At 63.4% G+C, this 23,358-nt stretch carries 21 protein-coding genes and 1 pseudogene; 10 read left to right on the forward strand and 12 right to left on the reverse strand.

The genetic code is table 11. The annotated features are described in order from the left end of the window. Positions 1-192 precede the first annotated feature (192 nt). From Q7T45_RS18490 to Q7T45_RS18505, 4 genes are read right to left on the reverse strand one after another with little or no spacing between them, the layout of a single operon-like run. Positions 193-1,068: a metal ABC transporter permease gene (locus Q7T45_RS18490; protein WP_304872510.1), complete on the reverse strand. Its 876-nt coding sequence runs from the start codon at positions 1,066-1,068 to the stop codon at positions 193-195. Then, positions 1,065-1,934, reverse strand: a complete 870-nt coding sequence (locus Q7T45_RS18495; RefSeq protein WP_304872536.1) for a metal ABC transporter permease — start codon at positions 1,932-1,934, stop codon at positions 1,065-1,067. The genes Q7T45_RS18490 and Q7T45_RS18495 overlap by 4 nt, the downstream gene beginning before the upstream one ends. Next, complete coding sequence (locus Q7T45_RS18500) at positions 1,934-2,845, reverse strand: manganese/iron ABC transporter ATP-binding protein (protein WP_370691313.1); 912 nt, start codon at positions 2,843-2,845, stop codon at positions 1,934-1,936. Before Q7T45_RS18500 ends, Q7T45_RS18495 begins: the two co-directional genes overlap by 1 nt. After that, entirely contained in the window at positions 2,842-3,744 is a 903-nt protein-coding gene (locus tag Q7T45_RS18505; RefSeq protein WP_304872539.1) for a metal ABC transporter substrate-binding protein, read from the reverse strand. Before Q7T45_RS18505 ends, Q7T45_RS18500 begins: the two co-directional genes overlap by 4 nt. Before the next feature lie 177 nt (positions 3,745-3,921). Here Q7T45_RS18505 and Q7T45_RS18510 point away from each other — a divergent pair, with 177 nt between their 5' ends. Further along, positions 3,922-5,361 carry a carbohydrate porin gene (locus Q7T45_RS18510; protein ID WP_304872542.1) on the forward strand — a complete coding sequence of 480 codons (1,440 nt, stop codon included), beginning with the start codon at positions 3,922-3,924 and terminating at the stop codon, positions 5,359-5,361. An 8-nt stretch (positions 5,362-5,369) separates the two neighbouring features. Here Q7T45_RS18510 and Q7T45_RS18515 read toward each other — a convergent pair whose 3' ends face one another. Continuing rightward, positions 5,370-5,606, reverse strand: coding sequence for a hypothetical protein (locus Q7T45_RS18515; protein WP_304872512.1), 237 nt, complete (start codon positions 5,604-5,606; stop codon positions 5,370-5,372). A gap of 16 nt (positions 5,607-5,622) precedes the next feature. Continuing rightward, a complete protein-coding gene (locus tag Q7T45_RS18520; RefSeq protein WP_304872514.1) occupies positions 5,623-6,393 on the reverse strand; it encodes a sulfite exporter TauE/SafE family protein in 771 nt (256 codons plus the stop codon). A gap of 102 nt (positions 6,394-6,495) precedes the next feature. On the opposite strand from Q7T45_RS18520, the gene Q7T45_RS18525 reads away from it, so the two are divergent. From Q7T45_RS18525 to Q7T45_RS18535, 3 genes are all read left to right on the forward strand, one after another. Further along, on the forward strand, positions 6,496-7,395 hold the full coding sequence (locus tag Q7T45_RS18525) for a LysR substrate-binding domain-containing protein (protein ID WP_304872515.1): 900 nt from the start codon (positions 6,496-6,498) through the stop codon (positions 7,393-7,395). A 78-nt stretch (positions 7,396-7,473) separates the two neighbouring features. After that, on the forward strand, positions 7,474-7,722 hold the full coding sequence (locus Q7T45_RS18530) for a hypothetical protein (protein ID WP_304872516.1): 249 nt from the start codon (positions 7,474-7,476) through the stop codon (positions 7,720-7,722). Between the two features lie 23 nt (positions 7,723-7,745). After that, entirely contained in the window at positions 7,746-7,946 is a 201-nt protein-coding gene (locus Q7T45_RS18535; RefSeq protein ID WP_304872517.1) for a hypothetical protein, read from the forward strand. A 146-nt stretch (positions 7,947-8,092) separates the two neighbouring features. Here Q7T45_RS18535 and pgm read toward each other — a convergent pair whose 3' ends face one another. From pgm to Q7T45_RS18550, 3 genes are all read right to left on the reverse strand, one after another. Beyond that, on the reverse strand, positions 8,093-9,772 hold the full coding sequence (gene pgm, locus Q7T45_RS18540; RefSeq protein WP_304872518.1) for a phosphoglucomutase (alpha-D-glucose-1,6-bisphosphate-dependent): 1,680 nt from the start codon (positions 9,770-9,772) through the stop codon (positions 8,093-8,095). 89 nt (positions 9,773-9,861) lie between these two features. Then, on the reverse strand, positions 9,862-12,666 hold the full coding sequence (locus Q7T45_RS18545; protein ID WP_304872520.1) for an ATP-binding protein: 2,805 nt from the start codon (positions 12,664-12,666) through the stop codon (positions 9,862-9,864). Between the two features lie 157 nt (positions 12,667-12,823). Further along, positions 12,824-14,812, reverse strand: coding sequence for an alkyl/aryl-sulfatase (locus Q7T45_RS18550; protein WP_304872523.1), 1,989 nt, complete (start codon positions 14,810-14,812; stop codon positions 12,824-12,826). 73 nt (positions 14,813-14,885) lie between these two features. On the opposite strand from Q7T45_RS18550, the gene uvrB reads away from it, so the two are divergent. Beyond that, a complete protein-coding gene (uvrB, locus tag Q7T45_RS18555) occupies positions 14,886-18,008 on the forward strand; it encodes an excinuclease ABC subunit UvrB (protein ID WP_304872526.1) in 3,123 nt (1,040 codons plus the stop codon). Between the two features lie 87 nt (positions 18,009-18,095). On the opposite strand, the gene Q7T45_RS18560 is transcribed toward uvrB, so the two are convergent. The 3 genes from Q7T45_RS18560 to Q7T45_RS18570 all read right to left on the reverse strand — a co-directional run bounded on the left by Q7T45_RS18560 (position 18,096) and on the right by Q7T45_RS18570 (position 20,685). Further along, the gene (locus tag Q7T45_RS18560) at positions 18,096-18,695 is read right to left on the reverse strand and encodes a hypothetical protein (RefSeq protein WP_370691314.1); all 600 of its coding nucleotides are present in this window, start codon (positions 18,693-18,695) and stop codon (positions 18,096-18,098) included. Positions 18,696-18,741: 46 nt separating this feature from the next. After that, positions 18,742-19,221, reverse strand: a complete 480-nt coding sequence (locus Q7T45_RS18565; protein ID WP_304872528.1) for a hypothetical protein — start codon at positions 19,219-19,221, stop codon at positions 18,742-18,744. Positions 19,222-19,578: 357 nt separating this feature from the next. Next, the gene (locus Q7T45_RS18570; protein WP_304872530.1) at positions 19,579-20,685 is read right to left on the reverse strand and encodes an alpha/beta fold hydrolase; all 1,107 of its coding nucleotides are present in this window, start codon (positions 20,683-20,685) and stop codon (positions 19,579-19,581) included. A gap of 223 nt (positions 20,686-20,908) precedes the next feature. Here Q7T45_RS18570 and Q7T45_RS18575 point away from each other — a divergent pair, with 223 nt between their 5' ends. The 5 genes and pseudogenes from Q7T45_RS18575 (at position 20,909) to Q7T45_RS18595 (ending at position 23,304) form a co-directional block, all read left to right on the forward strand. Further along, the gene (locus Q7T45_RS18575; protein ID WP_304872531.1) at positions 20,909-21,052 is read left to right on the forward strand and encodes a hypothetical protein; all 144 of its coding nucleotides are present in this window, start codon (positions 20,909-20,911) and stop codon (positions 21,050-21,052) included. A 262-nt stretch (positions 21,053-21,314) separates the two neighbouring features. Further along, positions 21,315-21,800, forward strand: a complete 486-nt coding sequence (locus Q7T45_RS18580; protein ID WP_304872532.1) for a nuclear transport factor 2 family protein — start codon at positions 21,315-21,317, stop codon at positions 21,798-21,800. Between the two features lie 56 nt (positions 21,801-21,856). Further along, a complete protein-coding gene (locus Q7T45_RS18585; RefSeq protein ID WP_304872533.1) occupies positions 21,857-22,306 on the forward strand; it encodes a nuclear transport factor 2 family protein in 450 nt (149 codons plus the stop codon). 120 nt (positions 22,307-22,426) lie between these two features. Beyond that, positions 22,427-22,688 (forward strand): annotated as a pseudogene (locus Q7T45_RS18590) (hypothetical protein). 175 nt (positions 22,689-22,863) lie between these two features. Continuing rightward, positions 22,864-23,304, forward strand: coding sequence for a nuclear transport factor 2 family protein (locus Q7T45_RS18595; RefSeq protein WP_304872535.1), 441 nt, complete (start codon positions 22,864-22,866; stop codon positions 23,302-23,304). The last annotated feature ends 54 nt before the right edge of the window (positions 23,305-23,358 follow it).

The following is a 23,358-nucleotide window of genomic DNA, read 5'->3' on the forward strand; positions in this document are numbered from 1 at the left end:
CTCCCCTCCCTCCGCGAAGCGGCGGGGAGGGGTCGGGGGTGGGGGGTCTATCAACGGATTCGACTGGCTGCGAATTTGCGGAAGCACCCCCCACCCCCGACCCCCCCCGCCACGCGCAAGGGCGCGCGGAGGGAGGGGAGCGAAGCATCGCAAGCCGATGCGTCTCGCAGGATGAAGCAACAGAGAATCGCGCTAGGTGTCCGCGTCCGGAAGCGGCGCATCCGGAACAACCCGCGTTCGCATCAGGATGCCGCGTTTCGGCGCGAACAAAAATGCCAGGATGAAGAATAGGGCCTGGGTCAGCACGATGCAGGCGCCGGTGGCGCCGTCGATGTGGAAGCTGATGAGAGTTCCTGATACTGCCGAGACGGTGGCGGTAGCGGTCGCGATCACCAGCATGCGCTCGAAACTGTCGGTCAAAAGATAGGCCGTGGCGCCCGGCGCTATCAGCATGGCGATGACGAGAATGATGCCGACCGCCTTCAGCGAGGCGACGATGGTGAGCGACAGCAGCACCAGCAGGCCATAATGCATGACCCGCACCGGCAGGCCGATCGAACGGGCGTGGTTGGGATCGAAGCAATAGAGCAGGAGATCGCGCCGCTTGACCAGCACGACCAGCAGCGTGCCGCCGGCCACGAGAGCGGTTTCGATCAGGTCCCGCGCGGTCACGCCCAGCACATTGCCGAACAGGATGTGATTGAGATGCTGGTCGGTATCCACCTTGGTGAAGATCACCAGCCCCAGCCCGAACATCCCCGAAAACACGATTCCCATCACCGTGTCCTCCTTCACGCGGCTGTTCTCCTTGAGATAGCCGGTCAGCAGCGCGCAGGACAGGCCGGCCGCGAAGGCGCCGAGCGCCAGCGGCAGGTTCAGCACATGGGCGAGCACGATGCCCGGCAGCACGGCATGCGAGATGGCGTCGCCCATCAGCGACCAGCCCTTGAGCACGAGGTAGCAGGACAGCACCGCGCAGACCGCCGCCACCATCACCGACACCAGCAGCGCCCGCTGCATGAAGGGATAGGCCAGCGGCCCTGATATCCATTCGGTCACGGCCATCATGCTTCCGCCTCCACGACGGCGAGACGCCGGCGGCGGGCGGCGATCACGCCGTGCTTGGGCGCGAAATAGAATGCCACGATGAACAACAACGTCTGAAGGGTGACGATCACACCGCCGGTGGCGCCATCGAGGAAGAAGCTGATGTAGGCGCCGGCGAAGCTGGTGACCATGCCGAGCGCGACGCTGATCAGGATCAGCCGGCCGAAGCGATCGGTGAGCAGATAGGCGGTGGCGCCGGGGGTCACGACCATGGCGATGACGAGACAGGCGCCGACGGTCTGCAGCGCCGCGACCGTGCAGGCGCTCAGCAGGGTGAAGAACAATATCTTGAGTGCCCTGGTATTGAGCCCGATGCTGCGGGCATGGTTCTCGTCGAAGAACGTCACCATCAGGTCTTTCCAGAGCACCGCCAGGATGGCGAGCGAGACCGCCGCGATGATTGCGACCTGGACCACGTCTTCATCCGAGATCGCCAGGATGTTGCCGAGCACGATGGTCTGGATGCTGACCGAGGTCGGCCAGATCGACGCCATCAGCAGGCCGAGCGCGAACAAGGTCGTGAACACCAGGCCGATGACGGCGTCCTCGCGCAGGCGCGAGTTCAGCTTGACGAACTGCATGCCGCCGGCGGCGAGAATTCCGGCAAAGAAGGCGCCGACCGCAAACGGTGCGCCGACGATATAGGCCGCGGCGACGCCGGGCACGATGGAGTGCGCCAGCGCGTCGCCCATCAGCGACCAGCCCTTGAGCATCAGATAGGCCGAGAGGAAGGCGCAGACGCCGCCGACCAGCGCGCTCACCCACATCGCCTTCAGCATGTAATTGTAGCTGAATGGGACCAGCAGCTCGGCGAAGAATGGCTCCATCACTCTGGCTTCGTATTGTTGGGGGAGTCAGCGCGATCATAGAACACCAACGGCCGCTCGTCGTCGGTAAGCACCGTGACCCGCCTGGTGTCGGCATCGTCGTGCAACGCGGGGCCACCGAGCTGGAAGTTGCGCAGCACGCCGCCGAAGGCGCGCTCGAGATTTCCTTGCGTGAAGACTTGCGCGGTCGGGCCGGATGCCAGCACCGTGCGGTTGATCAGAACGACCTGGTCGCAGAACTCCGGCACGCTGCCGAGATTATGGGTCGAGACCAGCATGAGGTGGCCGGCCGCCCGCAATTCGCGCAACAGGCTGATGATGGCGGCTTCGGTCTTGACGTCGATGCCCGTAAAAGGCTCGTCGAGCAGGATGATGCGGCCCTCCTGCGCCAGCGAGCGCGCCAGGAAGACGCGCTTCTTCTGGCCGCCGCTCAACTCGCCGATCTGGCGATGGCGGAACGCGCTCATGCCGACGCGCTCCAGCGCCTGGTCGACCTTGTAGCGATCAGCGCGCGACGGCATCCGCAGAAAGTTCATGTGCCCGTAGCGGCCCATCATCACCACGGTTTCGACCAGCACCGGAAAATTCCAGTCGACATCCTCGCTTTGCGGCACATAGGCGACGATGTTCTTCTTCAGCGCTTCATTGACGCTGAGACCGCACAGCCTCACCTCCCCCGCCGCGGGCTGCACGAACCCCATGATCGCCTTGAAGATGGTGGATTTTCCGCTGCCGTTGACACCGACCAGCGCGCAGATCGTGCCGGGGTCTAGCTCGAAGGAAGCGTCATGCACGGCGGTCAGGCCGTTGGCGTAGCTGACGGTGAGATTGCGCACGGAAATGCTGGAGCCGAATGTAGCTCCCTTGGCCCTGTCCGGCGCGATGCCGGTGAACGGCGCGGATGCGTTCACTTGCCGAATCCCTTCGCGATGGTCTCGACGGTCACATTTAGCAGATCCAGATAGGTGGGGACCGGACCACCGGCGGCGCTGAGCGAGTCGACATAGAGCACGCCGCCATAGCGGGCGCCGGTCTCGCGCGCGACCTGCTTGGCGGCGCGGTCGGAGATCGTGCTCTCGCTGAACACGACGGGAATCCTGTTCTTGCGCACGAGGTCGATCACTTTGCGGACCTGCTGCGGCGTGCCCTGCTCGTCGGCATTGATCGGCCACAGATAGGCTTCCCGCAGCTTGTAATCGCGCGTCAGGTAGCTGAAGGCGCCTTCGCTGGAAACCAGCCAGCGCTGGTTTTCGGGGATGGCTTCGAGCCGCTTGCGCAAGGGCTCGTCGAGCGCCTTGATCCGCGCCGAATAGGCCGCGGCGTTCTTCGTGTAGGCTTCCGCGTTATCAGGGTCGTATTTGACCAGCGCCTTGCGGATGTTCTCGACATAGATCAGCGCCGTGGACGACGACATCCAGGCATGTGGATTGGGCTTGCCGCTGTAGGGACCCTCGGTGATCCCCATCGGCTCGATGCCTTCGGTGACGACCACGCTCGGCACCTGCTTGACGTTCTCGAAGAATTTCTCGAACCAGCGCTCGAGATTAAAACCGTTCCACAGCACGAGGTCGGCCGCCTGCGCCCGCACGATATCCAGCGGCGTCGGCTGGTAATCGTGGATCTCGGCGCCCGGCTTGGTGATCGATTCCACGATGGCTTTGTCGCCGGCGACGTTCTGCGCGATGTCCTGGATGATCGTGAAGGTGGTCACGACCCGAAACGGCTTGCGGGACTGCGCCTGCGCGGGAGCGGCCAGCACGGCGGCAGCGCACGCCGCAGCAACGGCAGTCGCCACGCGCCACCGGCTCATCGGCTTCGACTTCATACGCCTGTTCTCCAAATCATGGCCGCGTCCCGAATAGCAGCACCGCCGCGCCAAACCCAGTTGCTGTTGCGACTTAATCGCAAGAACGATTGCGTGGAATGGGAACCTGTGTCAATCCTTATTGCGATCTATTCGCATTTAGGGAAATCCGTTTTGAAAACCATGTGCGATTTCAACGTCTTCGGCGGGATCCGGCCAAATTCTGCGATTAAGTCGCAGTCGCATAAATGGCTGGGCTGCCGCTCGTTGAGGGGCATTTCACTGGCAATCGCGGTCGTCGCCGGCGCGTTCCCAGCCCTTGCGGAAGCGACCGAGCCGTCCGGCGGAATCCCGTCCCCGTCGATCGCAACCAGTTTGCCTGATAACGGCGACCCGGCCGGTATCCGCAAATGGCTCAGCGAACGCGGCGTCACCTATGGCGTGGTCTATACCGGCGAAGCGCTCGGCAACGTCTCGGGCGGCATCCACCAGGGCGCGCTGTATGGCGGCAAGCTCGAAGTGGCTGTCAGCGCCAACCTCGAGAAGCTGATCGGATGGCAGGGACTGAGCTTCTTCTCCAATGCCTTTCAGATCCACCGCACCTCCGGCCCGCGCGACGAGCACTTCACCAGCATGATCACCATCAGCAACATCGAGGCATTCTCCTCGACACGCCTGTCGGAGCTTTGGTTCGAACAGAAGTTCTTTGATGACCGCTTCGGTATCCGCATCGGACAGCTGACGACCGACGCGGAATTCTTCATCAGCGATTACAGCAAGATGTTCATCAGCAGCGATTGGCCCACCATCATGGGTGCCAACGTGCCGAGCGGCGGGCCGGCTTACCCGCTCGCTACCCCCGGCATCCGATGGAAGTTCGACGCCAGCGCGAACTGGTCGATGCTGGTCGGACTGTACAATGGCGATCCCGGCAATCAGGCCTCGGTCAACCGCACCGGCACCAACTTCCGGGTCAACGACCCGCCGCTTCTGATGGGCGAGATTCAGCATCGCTACAATCAGGACAAGGAATCCCGCGGGCTGGCGGGAACGCTCCGGCTCGGCGGCTGGCACCATTTCGGCAAATTCGATGATCTGAGATTCGACCATGCGGGGCATTCGCTGGCGGATCCGCTCAGTAACGGCGTGGCCCGCCAGTTCCGCGGCACCAGCGGCATCTACGGCATCGTCGACCAGCAACTATACCGGCCCGAAGGCGGCGGCCCCGACAGCGGCATCAGCGTCTTCAGCCGCATTTCCGGGGCTCCGTCCGATCGCAACCTGGTCAACTTCTTCCTGGACGGCGGCGTCGTCTTCGCCGGCATGCTCCCCGCCCGCCCCGACGACAAGTTCGGCGCGTCCTTCATCTATGCGAGAATGTCCGATTGGGCCCGCGCACTCGACTACGACCTGATCGCGTTCGCGGGCGTCGCTCACCCGATCCGGGCCTACGAAATGACGATCGAGCTCAGCTACCAGGCCCAGATCAAGCCAGGCTGGACCATGCAGCCGGTCTTTCAATACATCATCCATCCCGGCGGCCATGTGCCGGACCCGATTTCTCCGAACCTGGCGATCAAGAGCGGGGCGCTGGTTGGTGTGAGAAGTACGGTCGCGTTCTAGCGGCTACTTCAGCCTGCGCGACCATGCGCGCGTAGCAACATGGCGCCACCCTCGGTGACCGCCACTCTCACACCCGCTCCTGCAACCATCTCGCGCGTGACAAAACCGCGATCGACCGCGTCCTCCCAGATCGTCAGGCGCGGGCACGAGGTGCGCCATGTCTCGATCACCTCGGAATAGAGCCGTGGCTCCCGGGCGATCCATTCGACGAGATCGAGCACCAGCGGGTCTGTGCTGTCGACCATCCGCCATCTCCTTCCCTCAAAAGGCGAGCGCCTTGCTTTCGAAATAGGGCGCCAGCAGCAGCCAGCTTCCGTAGATGATGTAATAGCAGGCCACCGCCGTAATCAGCCGTCCCGCCCAGGTGCGGAATTGCAGGTCGGTCATGGCCTCGAGGAAGCGCCGCGCCAATGTGGTGCCGGTCATCGACGCCGCCACCGCGATCACGGCGAGCAACGGATCGAGCGTAGCGGCCTGATCAATGATGCCGCCGAAATACACCAGTTTGACAAAATGGCTGGCGACCTGGCAGGCGGCCTTGGTCGCGACCACCTCGCGGCGGCCGAAATTGCCGCCGAGAAAGAAGGTGTCCATCAGGGGGCCGGAGACACCGGTCATCAGCATCAGCCCCATGCAGATGAAGCCATAAAAACTGCCCTGCGCGATACTCTCGGGATTGGGCTTCAGGCCCTTCGGCGTCAGCCGCGCCATGAACGGCGTCACGCCGAGCAGCAACAGCGCGATCGGCTTGTCCGGCACGTAGCGGGTGATCGACCAGGCGCCGAGCGCCAGCCCGGCGCCGATCAGGTAGATCGCGACCGGCCGCCACCTGATGTGGCCGCGCCACAGGAAGGCGCGCCAGCCGTTCGACGCCATCTGCGTGATCGCATGCAGCACCATCGCCGACGGCAGCGGCAGCACGGTCAGCAGCACGCCGATCAGGATCAGCCCGCCGGCCATGCCGAACAGGCCGGACAGGAACGCTGTCGCGACCATCAGCAAGCCGAGCGCGGCGATCAGAAGCGGCGTCATGCGAATCTCCGCCCCCTATCTGCCTTGCCTGTACCGGCGGCGCAAACTGAGTTAGCTTGGCCTGGCATCAGTTTTGCTGAGGGTAGCAACTCCCGGGGTAAAATGCGGCGGCTGCTCTTTCTCAACGGTATCAAGGCGTTCGAGGCCGCGGCGCGAACCGGCAGTTTTGCGGGCGCCGGAGCCGAGCTCAACGTGTCGGCGGCGGCGGTCTCCAGGATGGTGCATCTTCTGGAACAGCGGCTCGGCGTCGCGCTGTTCGAGCGCAAGGCCAACCGGCTGGCGCCGACGGCGGCGGGGCGCGCCTATCAGAGCGGGCTGACGCCGATCTTCGACGCGCTGGCGAGCCTGACCGCGCAGGTATCAGCGCCGTCGGGCGTCCGGGTGCTGACCATCGGCGTCGGTCCGACCTTTGCCATGCGCTGGCTGATCCCGCGGCTGGCGGATTTTCGGAAAGTGGAGCCCGATATCGAGGTGCGCATCACCACCGGCGGGGCGGCGGCGCCGTTCGGCGACGACTGGAGCTGCGGCATCAAGCTCGGCGACGGCGAGTGGCCGGGCCTGGTCGCCGAGCCCCTGTTCGCAGCCGATCTGTTGCCGGTGTGTGCGCCGCGGCTGGCGCAGCAGTTGAAGCGGCCCGCCGACCTCAAGGGGCAGAGCCTGCTGCGCGTCGCCCATTCGCCCGATGACTGGCCGTCATGGCTGAAGGCATCGGGCGTCGGGCGGGTGACCGCGCGCGGGCCGGAGTTTCAGTTTTACGGCCAGGCCCTGCAGGCCGCCGTCGACGGGCTCGGGATCGCCATGGGCATCCGGCCCTATATCGACGACGACCTCGCCGCCGGGCGGCTGGTCGCGCCGTTCGCGCTGACGGTGCCGAAGGGCATGCGATGGTATCTGGTCTATCGCAGCTTCCAGACCGGGCAGCGCGATTTCGCCGCGTTCCGGCGCTGGATCATGCGCGCAGCGGCCGGACCCGCGGCCGGGGACAGGGTTCGGAAAAAATAGCCGGAAATGTGAACGGGTTCACATTCGTCTTGGCCGGCGCGTGTTTCCCTCGGTCCCAGGAGTAGCTGGGGTGACGAGATGACCTACGAGGGCTTTGCCATCGAGTGTTACCAGGCCGGCAGGGGCCTGTGGCACGCCAGGCTCAGGCGGCCGGACCGCAATCCCATGATCGTCGGCGGCGTCGCGTTTTCGGCGATTGAAATCGGCTTCGCCTGGCCCGATCCGGAGTCCGCCGCAGCAGATGCCAAGAACCAGATCGATCGCCTCAAGCTCACCCGATACGCCGCGGTCGCGCAAGTGCCGCAACAGGAGCTGTCGGCCGCGTGATTTGACCCAGAGGTAAGCGTCCCATGCTTGATTCCGAATTCCAATCGGCCCAGTCAGCTTCCCCCACGGTTATGTGCTTTTGTCCGCAATGCGATGCCGAACTGGCGGTGCTGAGCGTCATCGCCGGGCGGGCGGGGTCCGAATACTGGGCCATGCAATGCACCGAGTGCGGCGGGATCCATCTGGATATCGTCAAGCCCGCGCCGTTGCCGCACACGGCGTAGCATCACCTCGTAGCCCGGATGGAGGCCTTGGGTCACGCCTTCGGCGTTACCCTAGGACGCAATCCGGGAGCGGTGCCAGAAAACCCGGATTACGCCATCGGGAGGCGCTTCGCGCCGACCTCTGGCTTCATCCGGGCTACGGACCCTCAGCCACCGACCTCGAATGCATGCGCGATGGCGCGCTGGGCCTCGTCCTGGATCTGCCGCAGGTGCTTTTCGCTGCGAAAGCTCTCCGCATAGATCTTGTAGACATCCTCGGTGCCCGACGGCCGCGCCGCGAACCATCCGCTGTCTGACGTCACCTTGATGCCGCCGAACGGCTGGCCGTTGCCGGGTGCCGCGGTGAACGCCGCGCGAACCGGCTCGCCGGCCAGTTCCGCCATCGCCAGCTTCTCAGGCGACAACGCCTTCAGGAGATTCTTCTGAACCGATGTCGCCGGCGCGTCGATCCGCTCGTAGTAGGGCATGCCGAGTTCGTCGGTCAGCTTCGTGAACAACTGGCTGGGATCGGATTTGGTGCGCGCCGTCATCTCGGCGGCCAGCAGTCCCAAGATGATACCGTCCTTGTCGGTGGTCCAGACCGAGCCGTCCCTGCGCAGGAACGAGGCGCCGGCGCTTTCCTCGCCGGCGAAGCCGAACGCGCCGTCGCTGAGGCCGTCGACGAACCATTTGAACCCGACGGGGGTTTCGACCAGCCCGCGGCCGAGCTTTTTCGCGACGCGATCGATGATCGCGCTGGAGACGATGGTCTTGCCCACCGCGCTGTCGCCGCGCCATTGCGGACGGTTTTGAAACAGATAGGCGATCGATGCGGCGAGGTAATGGTTCGGGTTCATCAGCCCGTTCGAGCCGGTCACGATGCCGTGCCGATCGGCGTCGGTGTCGTTGGCAAAGGCGACATCGAACCGGTCGCGCATGCCGATCAGCCGCGCCATCGCGTAAGGCGAGGAGCAGTCCATCCGGATCTTGCCGTCCCAGTCGAGCGTCATGAAGCGAAACGTCGGATCGACCGCATCGCTGACGATGGTCGCGGCAAGACCGTAGCGCGCGATGATCGGCTGCCAGTAGCGCACGCCGGCGCCGCCCAACGGGTCGATGCCAATGCGAACGCCGGAGGAACGGATCGCCTCCATGTCGATGACGTTGCCGAGGTCGGCGACATAGGGCCCGATGAAATCGTGGCGGTGAACGCAAGCCGCCTGGCGCGCGCGGTCATAGGGGATGCGTTTGACGCCGCGCAGCGCGTCTTCCAGGAAGCCGTTGGCGGCGCGCTCGATTCCCGAGGTGATGTCGGTATCCGCCGGTCCGCCATTGGGCGGATTGTATTTGAACCCGCCGTCTTCCGGCGGGTTATGCGACGGCGTGATCACGACGCCGTCGGCAAGGCCTTTTTCACGGCCCTTGTTGTAGGTGAGGATGGCATGCGAGATCACCGGCGTCGGCGTATAGCCGTCATCCGCGTCGATCATCACCTCGACGCCGTTGGCCGCGAACACTTCGAGCGCGCTCGCCAGCGCCGGCTCGGCCAGTGCGTGGGTGTCGATGCCGACGAAGACAGGCCCATCGATGCCGCTGCGTTTGCGGTGATCGCACAGCGCCTGGCTGATCGCCAGGATATGCGCCTCGTTGAAGGCGTGATTGAGCGCGGAGCCGCGATGCCCCGAAGTGCCGAACGCCACGCGTTGCGCCGGAAACGACGGGTCGGGCTTGCCGGCAAAATAGGCCGTCACCAGCCGCGGCACGTTTGCCAGCATCCGGGGTTCGACGATCTTGCCGGCAAGCGGATTGATTTCAGCGGCCACGTGGTCTCCTCGATGTTTTGGCATTCCGGTATTCTGGATGAATGCCACAGTCGCGGACAAGAGACCAGCATCGGCGATCGCGCCGCCGCGATGTCCGGCTTCAGCCTCGCGCATCAGCGTTGCGCTTCAGCCGGCGGCTTCGCGGCCGGGAGGATTCCGGCCGAGGTCAGGGCCACCCGAAGCATGCGCGCAAGGTCCTGTTTGCGGTAGGGCTTGGCCAGCAGCAGGACGCCGAGATCCAGTCTGCCATGATGGATGATGGCATTCTCGGTATAGCCCGACGTGAACAGCACCCGCAGCGACGGACGCCGCGACGCTACCTCCGCGGCGAGTTGCCGGCCGTTCAGCCCGCCGGGCATGATGATATCGGTGAACAGCAGGTCGAAGGCAGCACCACTATCGACGATCGCAAGGGCTTCGACGCCGTTAGCGGCCGACAGCGTCTTGTAGCCGAGGCTCTGCAACTGGGTGTTGACGTAGGCGCGCACCAGCGGGTCGTCCTCGACGACCAGGATGGTCTCCTCGCCGCGCTCGATCCCGGAGCTGGACAGCTCTTCCGCGATCCGTTCCGGCGGGGCATCCGCCTGCGGCAGATAGAGCTTGAACGTCGTGCCGTAGCCCTCCTCGCTGTAGACCTTGATGTGTCCGCCGGATTGCTTGACGAAGCCGTAGACCATGCTCAAGCCCAGTCCGGTTCCCTTGCCCACCTGCTTGGTCGAAAAGAACGGATCGAATATCTTGTCGCGGATCGCTTCCGGAATCCCGGTACCGGTGTCGCTCACCGCGATCATCACATAATTCCCGGGCTTGAGGTCGCCGATGGCGGCGGCAAAATGCGCGTCGAAGGTGACGTTGCGGGTCTCCAGCGTCAGCTTGCCGCCTTCCGGCATCGCATCGCGGGCGTTGATCGCCAGATTGAGCAGCGCGGAACTGAGCTGGCCGGGATCGACCAGGGCGGTCCAGACCGAATCCGTCAGCATCGATTCGATCTCGATCTGCGCGCCGAGTGTCGGCCGGAACAGCTTGGCCGACTCGACGATCAGGCGGTTGACGTCGATCTCGCGCGGTTGCAGCGGCTGCTTGCGGGCGAAGGCGAGCAGATGCGAGGTCAGTTCCGCGCCGCGGTCGGCCGCCTCGCTGATCAATTTGGCGACGGCCGCCGCTTCCGGCTTGGCGGATACCTCCTCGGCGAGAATTTCGATGGTGCCGGAGATCACGGTGAGCACATTGTTGAAGTCATGCGCGATGCCGCCGGTGAGCTGGCCGAGCGCCTCCATCTTCTGGGCCTGCCGCAGCTGCTCCTCCGCCGCGATCCTTTGCGTCAGGTCCCTCGCGAACAAATTGAACACGTGGCCGCCGCGGCGGCGAAGCGCGTTCAGCGACGCCTCGATCTTGACGGTGCTTCCATCCTTCCGCTTGGCCCTGATTTCAAAGCGCTCGCCGGCCGCGGCATCGGCGGCGTTGCGCAGCAGCCGCTCCTTCATCTCCTGGCAGTATGGCAGTAGCGCGTCCGACAGCAGCAGCGTCGGCAGATACTGCCCCAGCGCCTCCTGCCGCGACCATCCGAAGATCGCCTCGGCCTGCGGATTCCATTCGAGAACGTGACTGGCGTCGTCGGTCTGGATAACGGCTTCAAAGGCGTTGGCGATGACGTCCCGCGCCATCCGCTCGCTTTCGCGCAGTTCCTCGACGGTGCGACGGTGCTCCTCGATCTCCTGGTTGAGCGCCGCCGTCTTGGCGCGCGACTCGGCCGCCATATCCGCGAACGCCTGGGTCAGCGCCCCGATCTCCTGGCCTCCTCCGGTCGGCAGCGCGATCGTCTCGCCGCGGGTAAAACCCGCGACCGCCTTGGTCATCTGCACCAATGGCCGCGTCAGCGAGCGGGCCACGATGACGGCGAGCAGGAAGGCCAAGGACGCCGCACCCAGTCCAGCCAGCAGGCTGGCGTCGCGAACCGCCGATGTCGTTGCCATCAGGTCCGAATACGGCACCGCCTGGATCACCGCAATTCGCGGACCGTCCGCCAGCCGCTGGATCGCCAACCCGACCCCGAAGCGATTGCCGGCCCGGTCCTGCATCACGCGGGGCGTGGTATCGCCGCTCGCGAGTAGTTTCGGGAAATCCGGAAACTCGTCCTGGATATGCGCGGGCTTGCCGACGATGAAGCCGAACTCGCGATCCCGGTCGGGATGAACGAGATAGCCGCCCTGATTATTGACGACGTAGCTGCGGCCGCCGTCGATCGGGTTGGAGCGGATCCGGTCGAAGGTCGATCGCATATCGACCTTGATGATCACGATCGCGAACGGCTTGCCGTCCGGCGTGTGTATCGGCGTTGCGACCCGCATCACCGGCACGTGCGGCGTCTCGATCTCGCCGTTGCGTTGACTGAGATTGACCGGGGAGACATAGACTTCGCCGGCGGGCAGCCGGATCGTTTCGGTAAAGGCGACTCGATCGCCCTCCCGCCGCAACTCGTCGTCCGGAACGATGCGTATGGCGCCATCGGGGCCGGAACGGTCGACCCGCACCAGTTCGCGCCCGTCGTCGTCTACCCCGATGATTCGAAACGCGTAGTAATTCGGCTTGGTGGCAAGTTCCACCGCGTAGCGCTGGGCCATCCGCCGCCGCGCCTCCGCCTCGGTGGCGGCAGCGGCCGGATCTGTTCCGCGACGGAGGTGCGCCGCCATGATGTCGCTGACGGCGACAGCGGAACGAAAGCCGATCACGTCGGCGCGTGCGCCGCGAACCGAGGCCGCGAGCTCGCTGCCGAGCAGATAGGCGTGGGTGTCAAGCCGCTCCAATGCCCGGGGCAGGGCAAACGCCGCTATATTGCGGTAGGTCAGCACGCCCACGGCAGCCGTCGCCAGCACCACCAGCGCGACCATCGCAATCGTCAGTCGAGTCGACAACCTCATGGATTGCCCTCTGGACCGCGCTATCGTCGGCCTCAATGGGTACCTCGGTCAATCCCAAATGTTCCTGATGTCGCCGCATCACCGCCGCAGCCGCGCATTCAGAAAGACTCATCAATGCGCTGCGCAACCTGAGATCGGCCGCGCGGCCGTCCGCCTGCTAGTCCACCATCACCTTTCTCGGCTCGACAATTTCGAAATCCGGCGTGAAATCGTCGAGCAGCCCGAACAGCTCGCGCAGTTTCAGGGGATTGCCCGAGACCGAGACGTCGCCGGTGAGGATGCTGCCGACGAAGCTGCGCTGCTTCAGCGTAATGGCGTCGAGCGCGGCGCGGGTCAGCTTGACGCCGGCGTCGGCATTGGCGTCGAGCGGGCCTGCGCGGTGCGTCAGCGCCGAGTTCTCCAGGTTCATCACATAGGTCTCGTTGCGGTCGGTAAACGTCCAGTTGATCACGATGCGCTTGCCCTCGGCCTTCGCCGCGTTGAGCCGGACGCCGAGAAAATCGAAAGCGAGGTCGATCGAGACGCCCTTCAGCAGTTCGGCATTCGCGGTCGATCCGCCCTGCGCCGCAGGCACGCCGCCGCGCAATTCGGCGGCGCCGAGCAGATAGGCGTTGCGCCAGGTCGCGGCCTCGCTCTGATAGCCCAGTTGTTCCAGCGCATCGGCGCCGAGCTCGCGCGCGGCCTTGTTGGCGGGATCGGCGAACACCAGCTGGCTGGTGACACCAGCCACCCAGCGATATTGCCCGGCCGCGAAATCGGCGCGGGCGCGCTTCAGCACCGCCTCGGCCCCGCCCATATATTCGACCTGCTTTCGCGCGGTTTCCACCCGCGGCAGCGGATTGAGATCGGCGGGATTGGCGTCGTACCAGCCGAGATAGAACTGATAGACCGCCTTGGCATTGTGGCTCAGCGTGCCGTAATAGCCGCGCGCCGACCATTCGCCGGCCAGGCTCGCCGGCAATTTCAGCTTCTCCGCGATCTCGGTCGGCGTCAGGCCGTGATTGAGCAGCCGCACGGTCTGGTCGTGGATGAACTTGTAGAGATCGCGCTGTTTTTTCAGGAACGCGACGATGCGTGCGTTGCCCCACATCGGCCAGTGATGCTGCGCGATCACGGCATCGGTCCTGTCGCCGTAGCGTTCGATCGCCTCGTTGAGGTAGCGCGACCACAGCCGGCCGTCGCGGATCTGCGCGCCGCGCAGGGTGTAGAGATTGTGCATGTTGTGGGTGGCGTCCTCCGCCATGTTCAAGACCTTGAACTGCGGAAAGTACATGATCATCTCCGCCGGCGCTTCGGAGCCCGGCACCAGATGAAACTCGATCTCGACGCCGTCGATCACGCGGGTCTCGTAGGCCTGCCTGATCAGGTCGTTCGGCGCGATCAGCGAGATCGTGCCTTTCGACAGCGCCTTGCCGAGGCCCTCATCGACCTGCCCGCGTTCATTGATCGGCAGCGGCAGGCCGTACATGTATTGTGCGCGGCGGCTCATGGCGTTGCCGGCGATGACGTTTTCCGCCACCGCGTGCTCCATGAATCCGTCCGGCGCAATCACCTTGACCTTGCCGGAGGCGGCGTCCTCGGCCGACATCACGCCTTTGGCGCCGCCGAAATGATCGATGTGGCTATGGGAATAGATCACGGCTGCAACCGGCCTGGCGGGGCGGTTGGCGAGATAGAGATCGAGCGCGGCCTTCGCGGTCTCGTTGGACAGCAGGGGGTCGATCAGGATCAGGCCGCTGTCGCCCTCGATGATGGTGAGATTGGCGAGATCGAGACCGCGCACCTGGTAGACGCGATCGGTCACCTTGAACAGGCCGTTGAGCGCGTTGAGCTGCGCCTGCCGCCACAGGCTGGGATTGACGGTCGCCGGCACCGCGTCCTTCTGCAGAAACGCGTAAGGCCTCAAGTCCCAGGCCGGCTTGCCGCCAACGCCCGCCACCACACCATCCCCGAGCGTCGCGATGAAACCACGCCTGGCGTCGTCGAAATCGGCGCGATCGGCAAACGGCAGCGATTTCACAAAGGCATCGTTGGCCGCGCGTGTCGCCGGTTCCGCGTCCTTGGTCTGTGCTGACACCTGCTGACAATGCAGCGAACCGACGGTGAACGAGGCAAGCAATGCCACCGTCCTGAGAAGACTTTTCATCCGCGTTTTCCCCAACGGCTCTCGAGGGCTCTTTGCCCTTTTATGTCAGCCGGACTCATCCCATATTCGTGCCATGGCGAAGAATCCAGACAATCCCAAAAAGCCCTCGAAAACCCCGAAATCCAAGGCCCATCGACCCGATGTGCAGCCAATCGGCCCTGCGCTGGCGGAACTGCTCAATCCCGCGATCAACCGCGGCGATGCCGGCATGGGTTCGGGCACCGGATTGCGGCCGCCGCCGGATAATTCGAAAGACCGCCGCTCCGGCGGCGAGGCCGCGCTGCATCGCGCGCGGGCGTCGACGCGCGGCAGCAGCGACGATGTGGCGAAGCGCGATGTGTCATCTTCCTCCCCTCCCCCCGTCCGCCGTAGCCCTTGGGCGAAGGCGGATGGCGGGGAGGGGTCGGGGGTGGGGGGTGGCGCGGCATTCACCGATGCAGCGGCTCCAGCCGATAGACCCCCCACCCCCGACCCCTCCCCGCCACGCGCCAGGGCGCGCGGAGGGAGGGGAGAAGAAGGCCTCGGCGAATCCCCGCAGCGCGAATTCGCGCCCGCCAACTACGGCACATCCGCCACCATCCCCACCCTCGATCCGGAACTGGCAAAGCAGCTCGGCTTCACCACCGAGGAGGAAGACCTCGCCGCATTGGCGCGGCCGCCGCGCAACAAGATGGAGGCGCTCGGCGTCGCCGCCACCGCGGACGCGCTGGAAAGCCTGATCCGCGACGGCCGTCCCGAATTCAAGGGCGAGGACGGCCAGGTCAAGATCTGGACCCCGCATCGCCCGCCGCGCCCGGAAAAATCCGAGGGCGGCGTCCGCTTCGTCATCAAATCCGAATACGAGCCGAAGGGCGACCAGCCGACCGCGATCAAGGAACTGGTCGAGGGCATCGCGCGCAACGACCGCACCCAGGTACTGCTCGGTGTCACCGGCTCCGGCAAGACGTATACGATGGCCAAGGTGATCGAGGCGACGCAGCGGCCCGCCATCATTCTCGCGCCGAACAAGACGCTGGCGGCGCAGCTCTACGGCGAGTTCAAGAGCTTTTTTCCCGACAACGCCGTCGAGTATTTTGTCTCCTACTACGACTACTACCAGCCCGAGGCCTATGTGCCGCGGACCGACACCTATATCGAGAAGGATTCCTCGATCAACGAGCAGATCGACCGCATGCGCCATTCGGCGACGCGGGCGCTCTTGGAGCGCGACGACGTCATCATCGTCGCCTCGGTGTCGTGCATCTACGGTATCGGCTCGGTCGAAACCTACACCGCGATGACCTTTGCGCTGAAGAAGGGCGAGCGCATCGACCAGCGCCAGTTGATCGCCGACCTGGTGGCGCTGCAATACAAACGCACGCAAGCCGATTTTACCCGCGGCACCTTTCGGGTGCGCGGCGACGTCATCGACATTTTCCCGGCCCACTATGAAGACCGCGCCTGGCGCGTGAACCTGTTCGGCGATACCGTGGAGAACATCGAGGAGTTCGATCCGCTCACCGGCCACCGCCAGGACGACCTCGAATTCATCAAGATCTACGCCAACTCGCATTACGTGACGCCGCGGCCGACGCTGGTGCAGGCGATCAAGTCGATCAAGTCGGAACTGAAATGGCGGCTGGACCAGCTGCACGACCAGGGCCGCCTCTTGGAAGCGCAGCGGCTGGAGCAGCGCACCACCTTCGATCTCGAAATGATGGAAGCCACCGGCTCCTGCGCGGGCATCGAGAACTATTCGCGCTACCTCACGGGCCGCCGACCCGGCGAGCCGCCGCCGACGCTGTTCGAATATGTCCCCGACAATGCGCTGGTTTTCGCCGACGAAAGCCACGTCACGGTGCCGCAGATCGGCGGCATGTTCAAAGGCGACTTCCGGCGCAAGGCGACGCTGGCGGAATACGGTTTCCGTCTGCCCTCCTGCATGGACAACCGCCCGCTGCGGTTCGAGGAATGGGACATGATGCGCCCGCAAACGGTCGCGGTGTCGGCGACCCCGTCGGCGTGGGAGCTGAACGAGAGCGGCGGCGTGTTCGTCGAACAGGTGATCCGCCCCACCGGCCTGATCGATCCGCCGGTCGACATCCGCCCGGCCCGAACCCAGGTCGATGATCTCGTCGGCGAAGTCCGCGCCACCGCCAATGCCGGCTATCGCAGCCTGATCACCGTGCTGACAAAGCGGATGGCGGAGGACCTCACCGAATATTTGCACGAGCAGGGCATCCGCGTGCGCTACATGCACAGCGACATCGACACCATCGAACGCATCGAGATCATCCGCGATCTCCGCCTCGGCGCGTTCGACGCGCTGGTCGGCATCAATTTGCTGCGCGAAGGCCTCGACATTCCCGAATGCGCGCTGGTCGCGATCCTCGATGCCGACAAGGAAGGCTTTTTGCGCAGCGAGACGTCGCTGGTGCAGACCATCGGCCGCGCCGCGCGCAACGTCGACGGCCGCGTGATCCTCTACGCCGACCAGGTCACGGGTTCGATGGAGCGCGCCATCGCCGAGACCGACCGGCGCCGCGAAAAGCAGGTCGAATACAACACCATCAACGGCATCACGCCCGAAAGCATCAAGAAATCCATCGGCGACATCATGAACAGCGTCTACGAGCGCGACCATGTGCTGGTGGAAATCGGCGACGGCGGCATGGCCGACGACGTCATCAGCATCGGCCACAATTTCGAGGCCGTGCTCGGCGATCTCGAAGCCAGGATGCGCGAAGCCGCCGCCGACCTCACTTACGAGGAAGCCGCCCGCCTGCGCGACGAAGTCAAACGCCTGCGCGCGACCGAACTGGCCGTGGTCGACGACCCCACGATCAAACAGCGCGGTGTCGCGACGAAAGCCGGCGCCTATGCCGGCACGAAGAAATACGGCGAGTCGGCGAATTTGCCGAAGGGCTCATCGAAGCGCGGCGGTAACAACACGCCGCGGGCGGCATCGTCATCTTCGCCGGGCACGGGCTCAAAGGTCCACAAGCCCCATCTCGACGAAATGCACACCGCGGAATCCCTGCCCTACCGTCCAGACGGCAAACGCCCGCGCAAACCTTCCCTCGGTGACGCGGGTGCAGGCAGCGGCAGCAAGATCTTCCAGCCCACCGACTCGCGACAATCGGGGCCAGAATTCGGCCCGGTGCCGCGATCCTCAGGCGGTGCGCCGGGGCATCGGGGTGGGTGGAAGAAGCGGTGATGTTATTTAGCAAACATTAGTCGGCATGCGGAAAGGACACCAAACGACTAACGTCATGATCTAGCTATCAGGACAATTCGATAGCGATTACGATGAGATGGCTGCCAATAATTCAGCTTGGCGATCTTGATTCTTAAAGACATTCCCCGGATAAGCGTCGGGAAATTTCTCATTGATCGCAGGGATTATCGCGTTCAGAATCTCGACGGCCATCTTTTCGCACGTAATCTTCATGGATCCCAAATCGAAATTTGAGTCCTTCAGCGCCTCCAAATCAATCAGACAAAAGACACGAAACAAAATGAAGCGATTGCCGTGAACAGCAATTAGGCGCTCCCTGCCCTCAAGTTCGTCTGCTTCCCCGGCCAACTTTCCATCTACGACCGCCATTAATTGAACAATATTCCATAGGTAAGCGGCACTCGTGCCGTCATTGAAGAGCTTTGTATACGGCTCCTTCTTAATATCATCCCACAGGCCACTGATGTAACGCTTCGCAGAGACAGCCAATTTTAGATCGCCAGAAGCGCAGGCAGCAGCCACTGTCGCTGTTCGAATATTGAAACCCGAACCAGGGGGCGGGTCCGGCTCGCCTCTCCTAAACGCATACGTGATGCCTAACTGGACCGCCTCACGTCTCAATCGCTCCTGATTCGGATCAAAAGCGACGAAGTCGGAAGCGTTCAAGTCGTTTTGAGTATTGTTTGACCTGGTAACGCTGGAAGCGAACCCCTCAGGCGTTCCCTGTAGCGAGATTATGCGCCAGAATGATAACGAGTGTAGTCTCGATATCTTTTAGGGCATTTTCAATTTTTGGAATAAATGGATGAAGGTTGGAGTTGTCGGTTGTCCACTTCAATTCCAAGACGCTTTTCACGCCGTCCCTAAATCTCGTGAAGTCCGAAAGCTCAACTCCTTTGGTTCCAGAACGCCACTTGCTTTGGACAAAATAGATGACCTTCTTTTTCTCATCTATGTAGAGCCCATCAATACCGTCATCAGATCCGCCATCGGTAACGCAGATTGCGGCCTGATCCGGTCGAAGATCGGCGTCGTCCATAAGCGATAATGCCGCTAATGATCTGGTTAAAAAGAAATTCTCAATATCTTTCTCAGGCTTGCCGGCAACATCATTTAGGTTGATCAGCCCGTCAAACAGCCCGTGCAGACGTTCGGAAAGTCTCGTGAGAAGAAGTGGGCGATTTCCAGCCATAATCGACAATTCCGCTTGGGAGTTCGACTCCAGAGTTGAGGCCGAACATAGAAGGCTGGCTACGCTCACAATTCAAGCGAGAAACGGGTTTGCAGTGCACGCAAACGCTAAAAATCGCGTTCACCCACGAACTTCGGCCATCTTTTCACTGGCGCTTCTTTACCTAAGCCCGTTGATCCGCAGTTCGGACAGCGGCGTAGCGGCGTAGGGTGGGCAAAGGCGCTCGCTTCGCGCCGTGCCCACCATGTGATGCTCGGCAAAGATGGTGGGCACGCTTCGCTTTGCCCACCCTACCCTCGCGAAGCGGTTGGATTGCCGGGTCAAGCCCGGCAATGACGAGCGGTGATGGACACTCGCTCAATTCAACTTCTTCCCGCCTTCCGTCACCGCGTCCAGAAACGCGCCGGTCTCGCGGTTGAGGAATTCGACATCCGCCGGCATGCCGCCGCCGGCCGAGGCGTGGCCGGTCACGGTGCCCGGGCTGATGGTCATCATCTTCACACCCGGGATGTTCTTGCCCAGTTCGATCGGTTCGAATTCCGGATTGAGCAGGTCCTTGGTGCCGGTCAGGATCAGGGTCTTCGCCTTGATCGAGGCCATCGCCTTCGCGGTGTCGCCGTCAAAGCCTTTGGTGGTGCCGACGTCGTGCCGCTCATAGGCCCAGGTCTGGTAGATCCAGTTGTTGGCGTCGAACGCCTTCAGCAGCGCGGTTTCCTGCGCCTCCAGCCAGGGCAGCACGTCCATGCCGTTCTTGAACTGGGCCGAATACATTTCCGGCGTGCGCGCCGAAAGAAAACTGAGAATGTCGCGCCACAAGCGGATGCCCTTCTCCGGCGGCGCGTCATAATTGCCGTCCTTCCACGCCGGATCGGTCATGATCGCCTTGCGCGAGGCTTCCAGCACCGCCACGGTCCATGCCGGCGTCTTCGCCAGCGGCACCATCGCCACCAGCGCGTCCATGTAGTTGGGGTAGCTGACGCCCCATTGCAGCACCTGCATGCCGCCCATCGATGGGCCGACCACGGCGACGACATGGTCGATGCCGAATTTCTCCTTCATCAGCCGGTACTGCGATTCCACCATGTCGCGGATGCTAAACTTCGGAAAGCTCATGCGAGGCTGCGCGGTGGAGTTGCTCGGCGAGGTCGTCAGCCCGTTGGCGATGGCGTCGGTGCAGACGATGAAATACTTGTCGGGGTCGAGCGCCTTGCCGGGGCCGATCATGAAATCGAGCCGGTGGTGGTTGCCCGAGATCGCCGTCACCATCAGGATGGCGTTGGATTTTTTGGCGTTCAGCGTGCCGTGGGTGACGTAGGAGATCGCAAAATCCCTGATCGCCTCGCCGCTTTCCAGCTTGAGGTCGCCCTCGGCGAAGGTTTGGTGCGGCGGCTGCTGCGGCGTATGGGCCATGGCGGGCAGCGACAGCCACAAGCCGGCGGCGACGAGACAGGCGATGCGTTTCATGGTCTTCTCCCGGAAGCGGAGGGACTTTGACGGCCGCCCTCCTGCGCCCGGAGGATACGGGCTGCGGAGCCGCGGGCAAGTCCGGCAAGCGAAGATTTGCCCGGCGGGGCGTGCGGAATAAATCGACCGCGCTGCGGTTTCCGCCGCTTGCATACAAACGCCCGCGCCTTTGCTAGTCTGCCGCCGCGCCGAGTCTTTCAACCGGGCGCCAGGGGAGATGGTCATGGCCAAGGGTCAGATGCGCAGCAACAAGGAAAAGAAGAAACCGAAGGCCGACAAGAATCTCAAGAAGGGCGGCGCCGCGCCGGTCAATCCGTTCGCGGCCGGCAAGACCCCCGCCGGGCAGAGCCCGAACAAGAAGAGCTAGACCCCGGTTTCAGCCCCTATTGCAGGGCGCGGCGCATCGGTGTCGGTCATGACGGCGTTGCGCGCCTGCGGCGCTGCGCCGCCGGCCCGAATTCCCCTGCCGCCGCGTCGCGATTGCCGCTCGCGTGTTTCGGGAAGAAATCCCTAAATACAACCAAAATACATCCCTGAGTTGTGAACCCATTCCACTCCGCGCACGTCAAACGGTCGGAACTTATTGCCGATTGATAACGACGAAATTCCGTCCACAATGGAACGGGGCGATGCGAGTCGGGCGCGACACCGGCGGGGAAAAAACATTGGTCGAGCAACTCAACGGGCAACGTGTGCGGAATTTTCTCGATGCGTTCTACTCCCGCGATATCGAGGGCGCACTGGCCTGCTGCACCGACGACGTCGATTTCGTCGCCAACGTCCCCATCGACATCATGCCGCATATGGGCCACCGGCACGGCAAGGCCGCGATGCGGGAAATGTGGAGCACAATCTACAGCCGCTATTCCGGCATGCGCTACGAGATGACCACCATCGTTACCGAAGGCGACAAGGTCGCGGCGAAGGTTCGCGCATTCCTCCACAAGCGGGACAACGACCGGACGATCCAGATCGATATCGCGGCGTTTTACGCCTTTCGCGGCGGCCGGATCGCGCAGATCCGCGAAGTCATGGACACATTCGATCTGGTTCAGCAGGTGCTCGAACGCGACGTCGCCGCGGATCTGGCCGGGAACAAGCCGCGCAGGATCTAGTCGAGCTCTAGTCGAGCGGCAAGCGCGAGTCCGACGCAACACCGGCGGAGAAGACAATGATCGAGCAAATCAACCGGCAGCGAGTGCTGAATCTGTTCGACGCGTTCTACTCCCGCGATCTCGAGGGCGCGCTGGCCCGCCTCAGCGACGACATCGATTACATGGCGGCCGCGCCGATCGATATCCTGCCGCATCTGGGCCACCGCCAGGGCAAGGCGCAGATCCGGGAGATGTGGCAGACCGTCCACACCCGCTATTCCAGCATGCGCTACGAGCTGCCCTATATCGTCGCCGAAGGCGACAAGGTCGCCGCGCTGGTGCGGGCGTTCTTCCGCAAGAGCGGCAACGACCGAATCGTGCAGTTCGACATCGCGATTTTTTTCACCTTTCGCGACGGCCGCATCACGCAGATCCGCGAGGTCATCGATTCCTTCGACCTGGTGCAGCAGGTGCTGGAGCGCGACGTCGCCGCGGTTCTGGCCGATACCAAACCCGGGAACAGCTGAGCGCTGCTGCCCCTGGCGTGCGGCTGGCATTTTATTCGCGACCGCCGCATTGAACCTTCCCGCACCCTGCCGCGACCCATCACGAGGTTTTGCGGCCACCGACACAAAGAAACCACATCCATGAAAATTGCGTTGCTTGTCCTGCTCGGCCTGTTGTTGGGGGCGCTGGGCGGCGCGGCACTTGGAATCGGCGCCGGGCTCGCCTGGGTGGAATTCTTCAAAACCTCGAATTTTGAAGGCTATAGCGGGATGCTGGTGTTCTTCACCTTCATGCCGCTGGGGGCCGCGATCGGCGGGCGGCGCGCTGCTGTTCGGCGTGATCGCGATTCGCGATGCCGAAATCGCCATCGAGCAGGAGCCGGCGCGCCGGCGCGACCGGTAAACAAGTGGAACAAGCCGCATTTGTGCAATGCAAAAATGTCCGTTGAGTTTTAGTCAAAGTCTTGTATTTGTAATGCCAACAACGAAGTGCAGCATCTGAGCCAGGCGTCGCGAATGACGCTCATTGCGGCCATATGCTGTTTTTGCCAATTCCAGAGTTTCAGGACCTACATCAAATGACAGAGCACAGTCTCTGGCGTTTTTCGCGCGCGTTGCATCGCGCGATCAATGAACGCCGGTTCGAAGACCTCGAAGCCTTGATCGATGACGACGTCGACTGGACCATTTATGGTCCGATCGACATGTTCCCCTTCTTCGGCGCGCGCCGCGGCCGCGAAGCGGTGGTCGACGTCGTCAGGCAGATCGCGCACAACGTCCGGGTGCACCGCTTCGATCGCGAGACCATCATGCTGGGCGTGGACTCGGCGGCCTCGATGCTGCGCTATTCGCTGACCGCGCTGGATTCGGACAAGCCGCTCAGCCTGCGGGTCGCGCACTTCGCGCAATTCAGGGCCGGCCGCCTGCTCAACATCCGGATCCTGGTCGATACTTTCGACCTGGTGGAGCAGGCGCTCGGCCGTCCGATTCATCTGCCGAAGATGGCGTCGTTCGCGTAAGTTCGGCCGCCACAATTTCGCGCCGATGTGCACCCATCAATACCATCGGCAGGC

The sequence above is a fragment of the Bradyrhizobium sp. genome (assembly GCF_030646015.1).
In the GTDB taxonomy this organism is placed as follows: domain Bacteria; phylum Pseudomonadota; class Alphaproteobacteria; order Rhizobiales; family Xanthobacteraceae; genus Bradyrhizobium.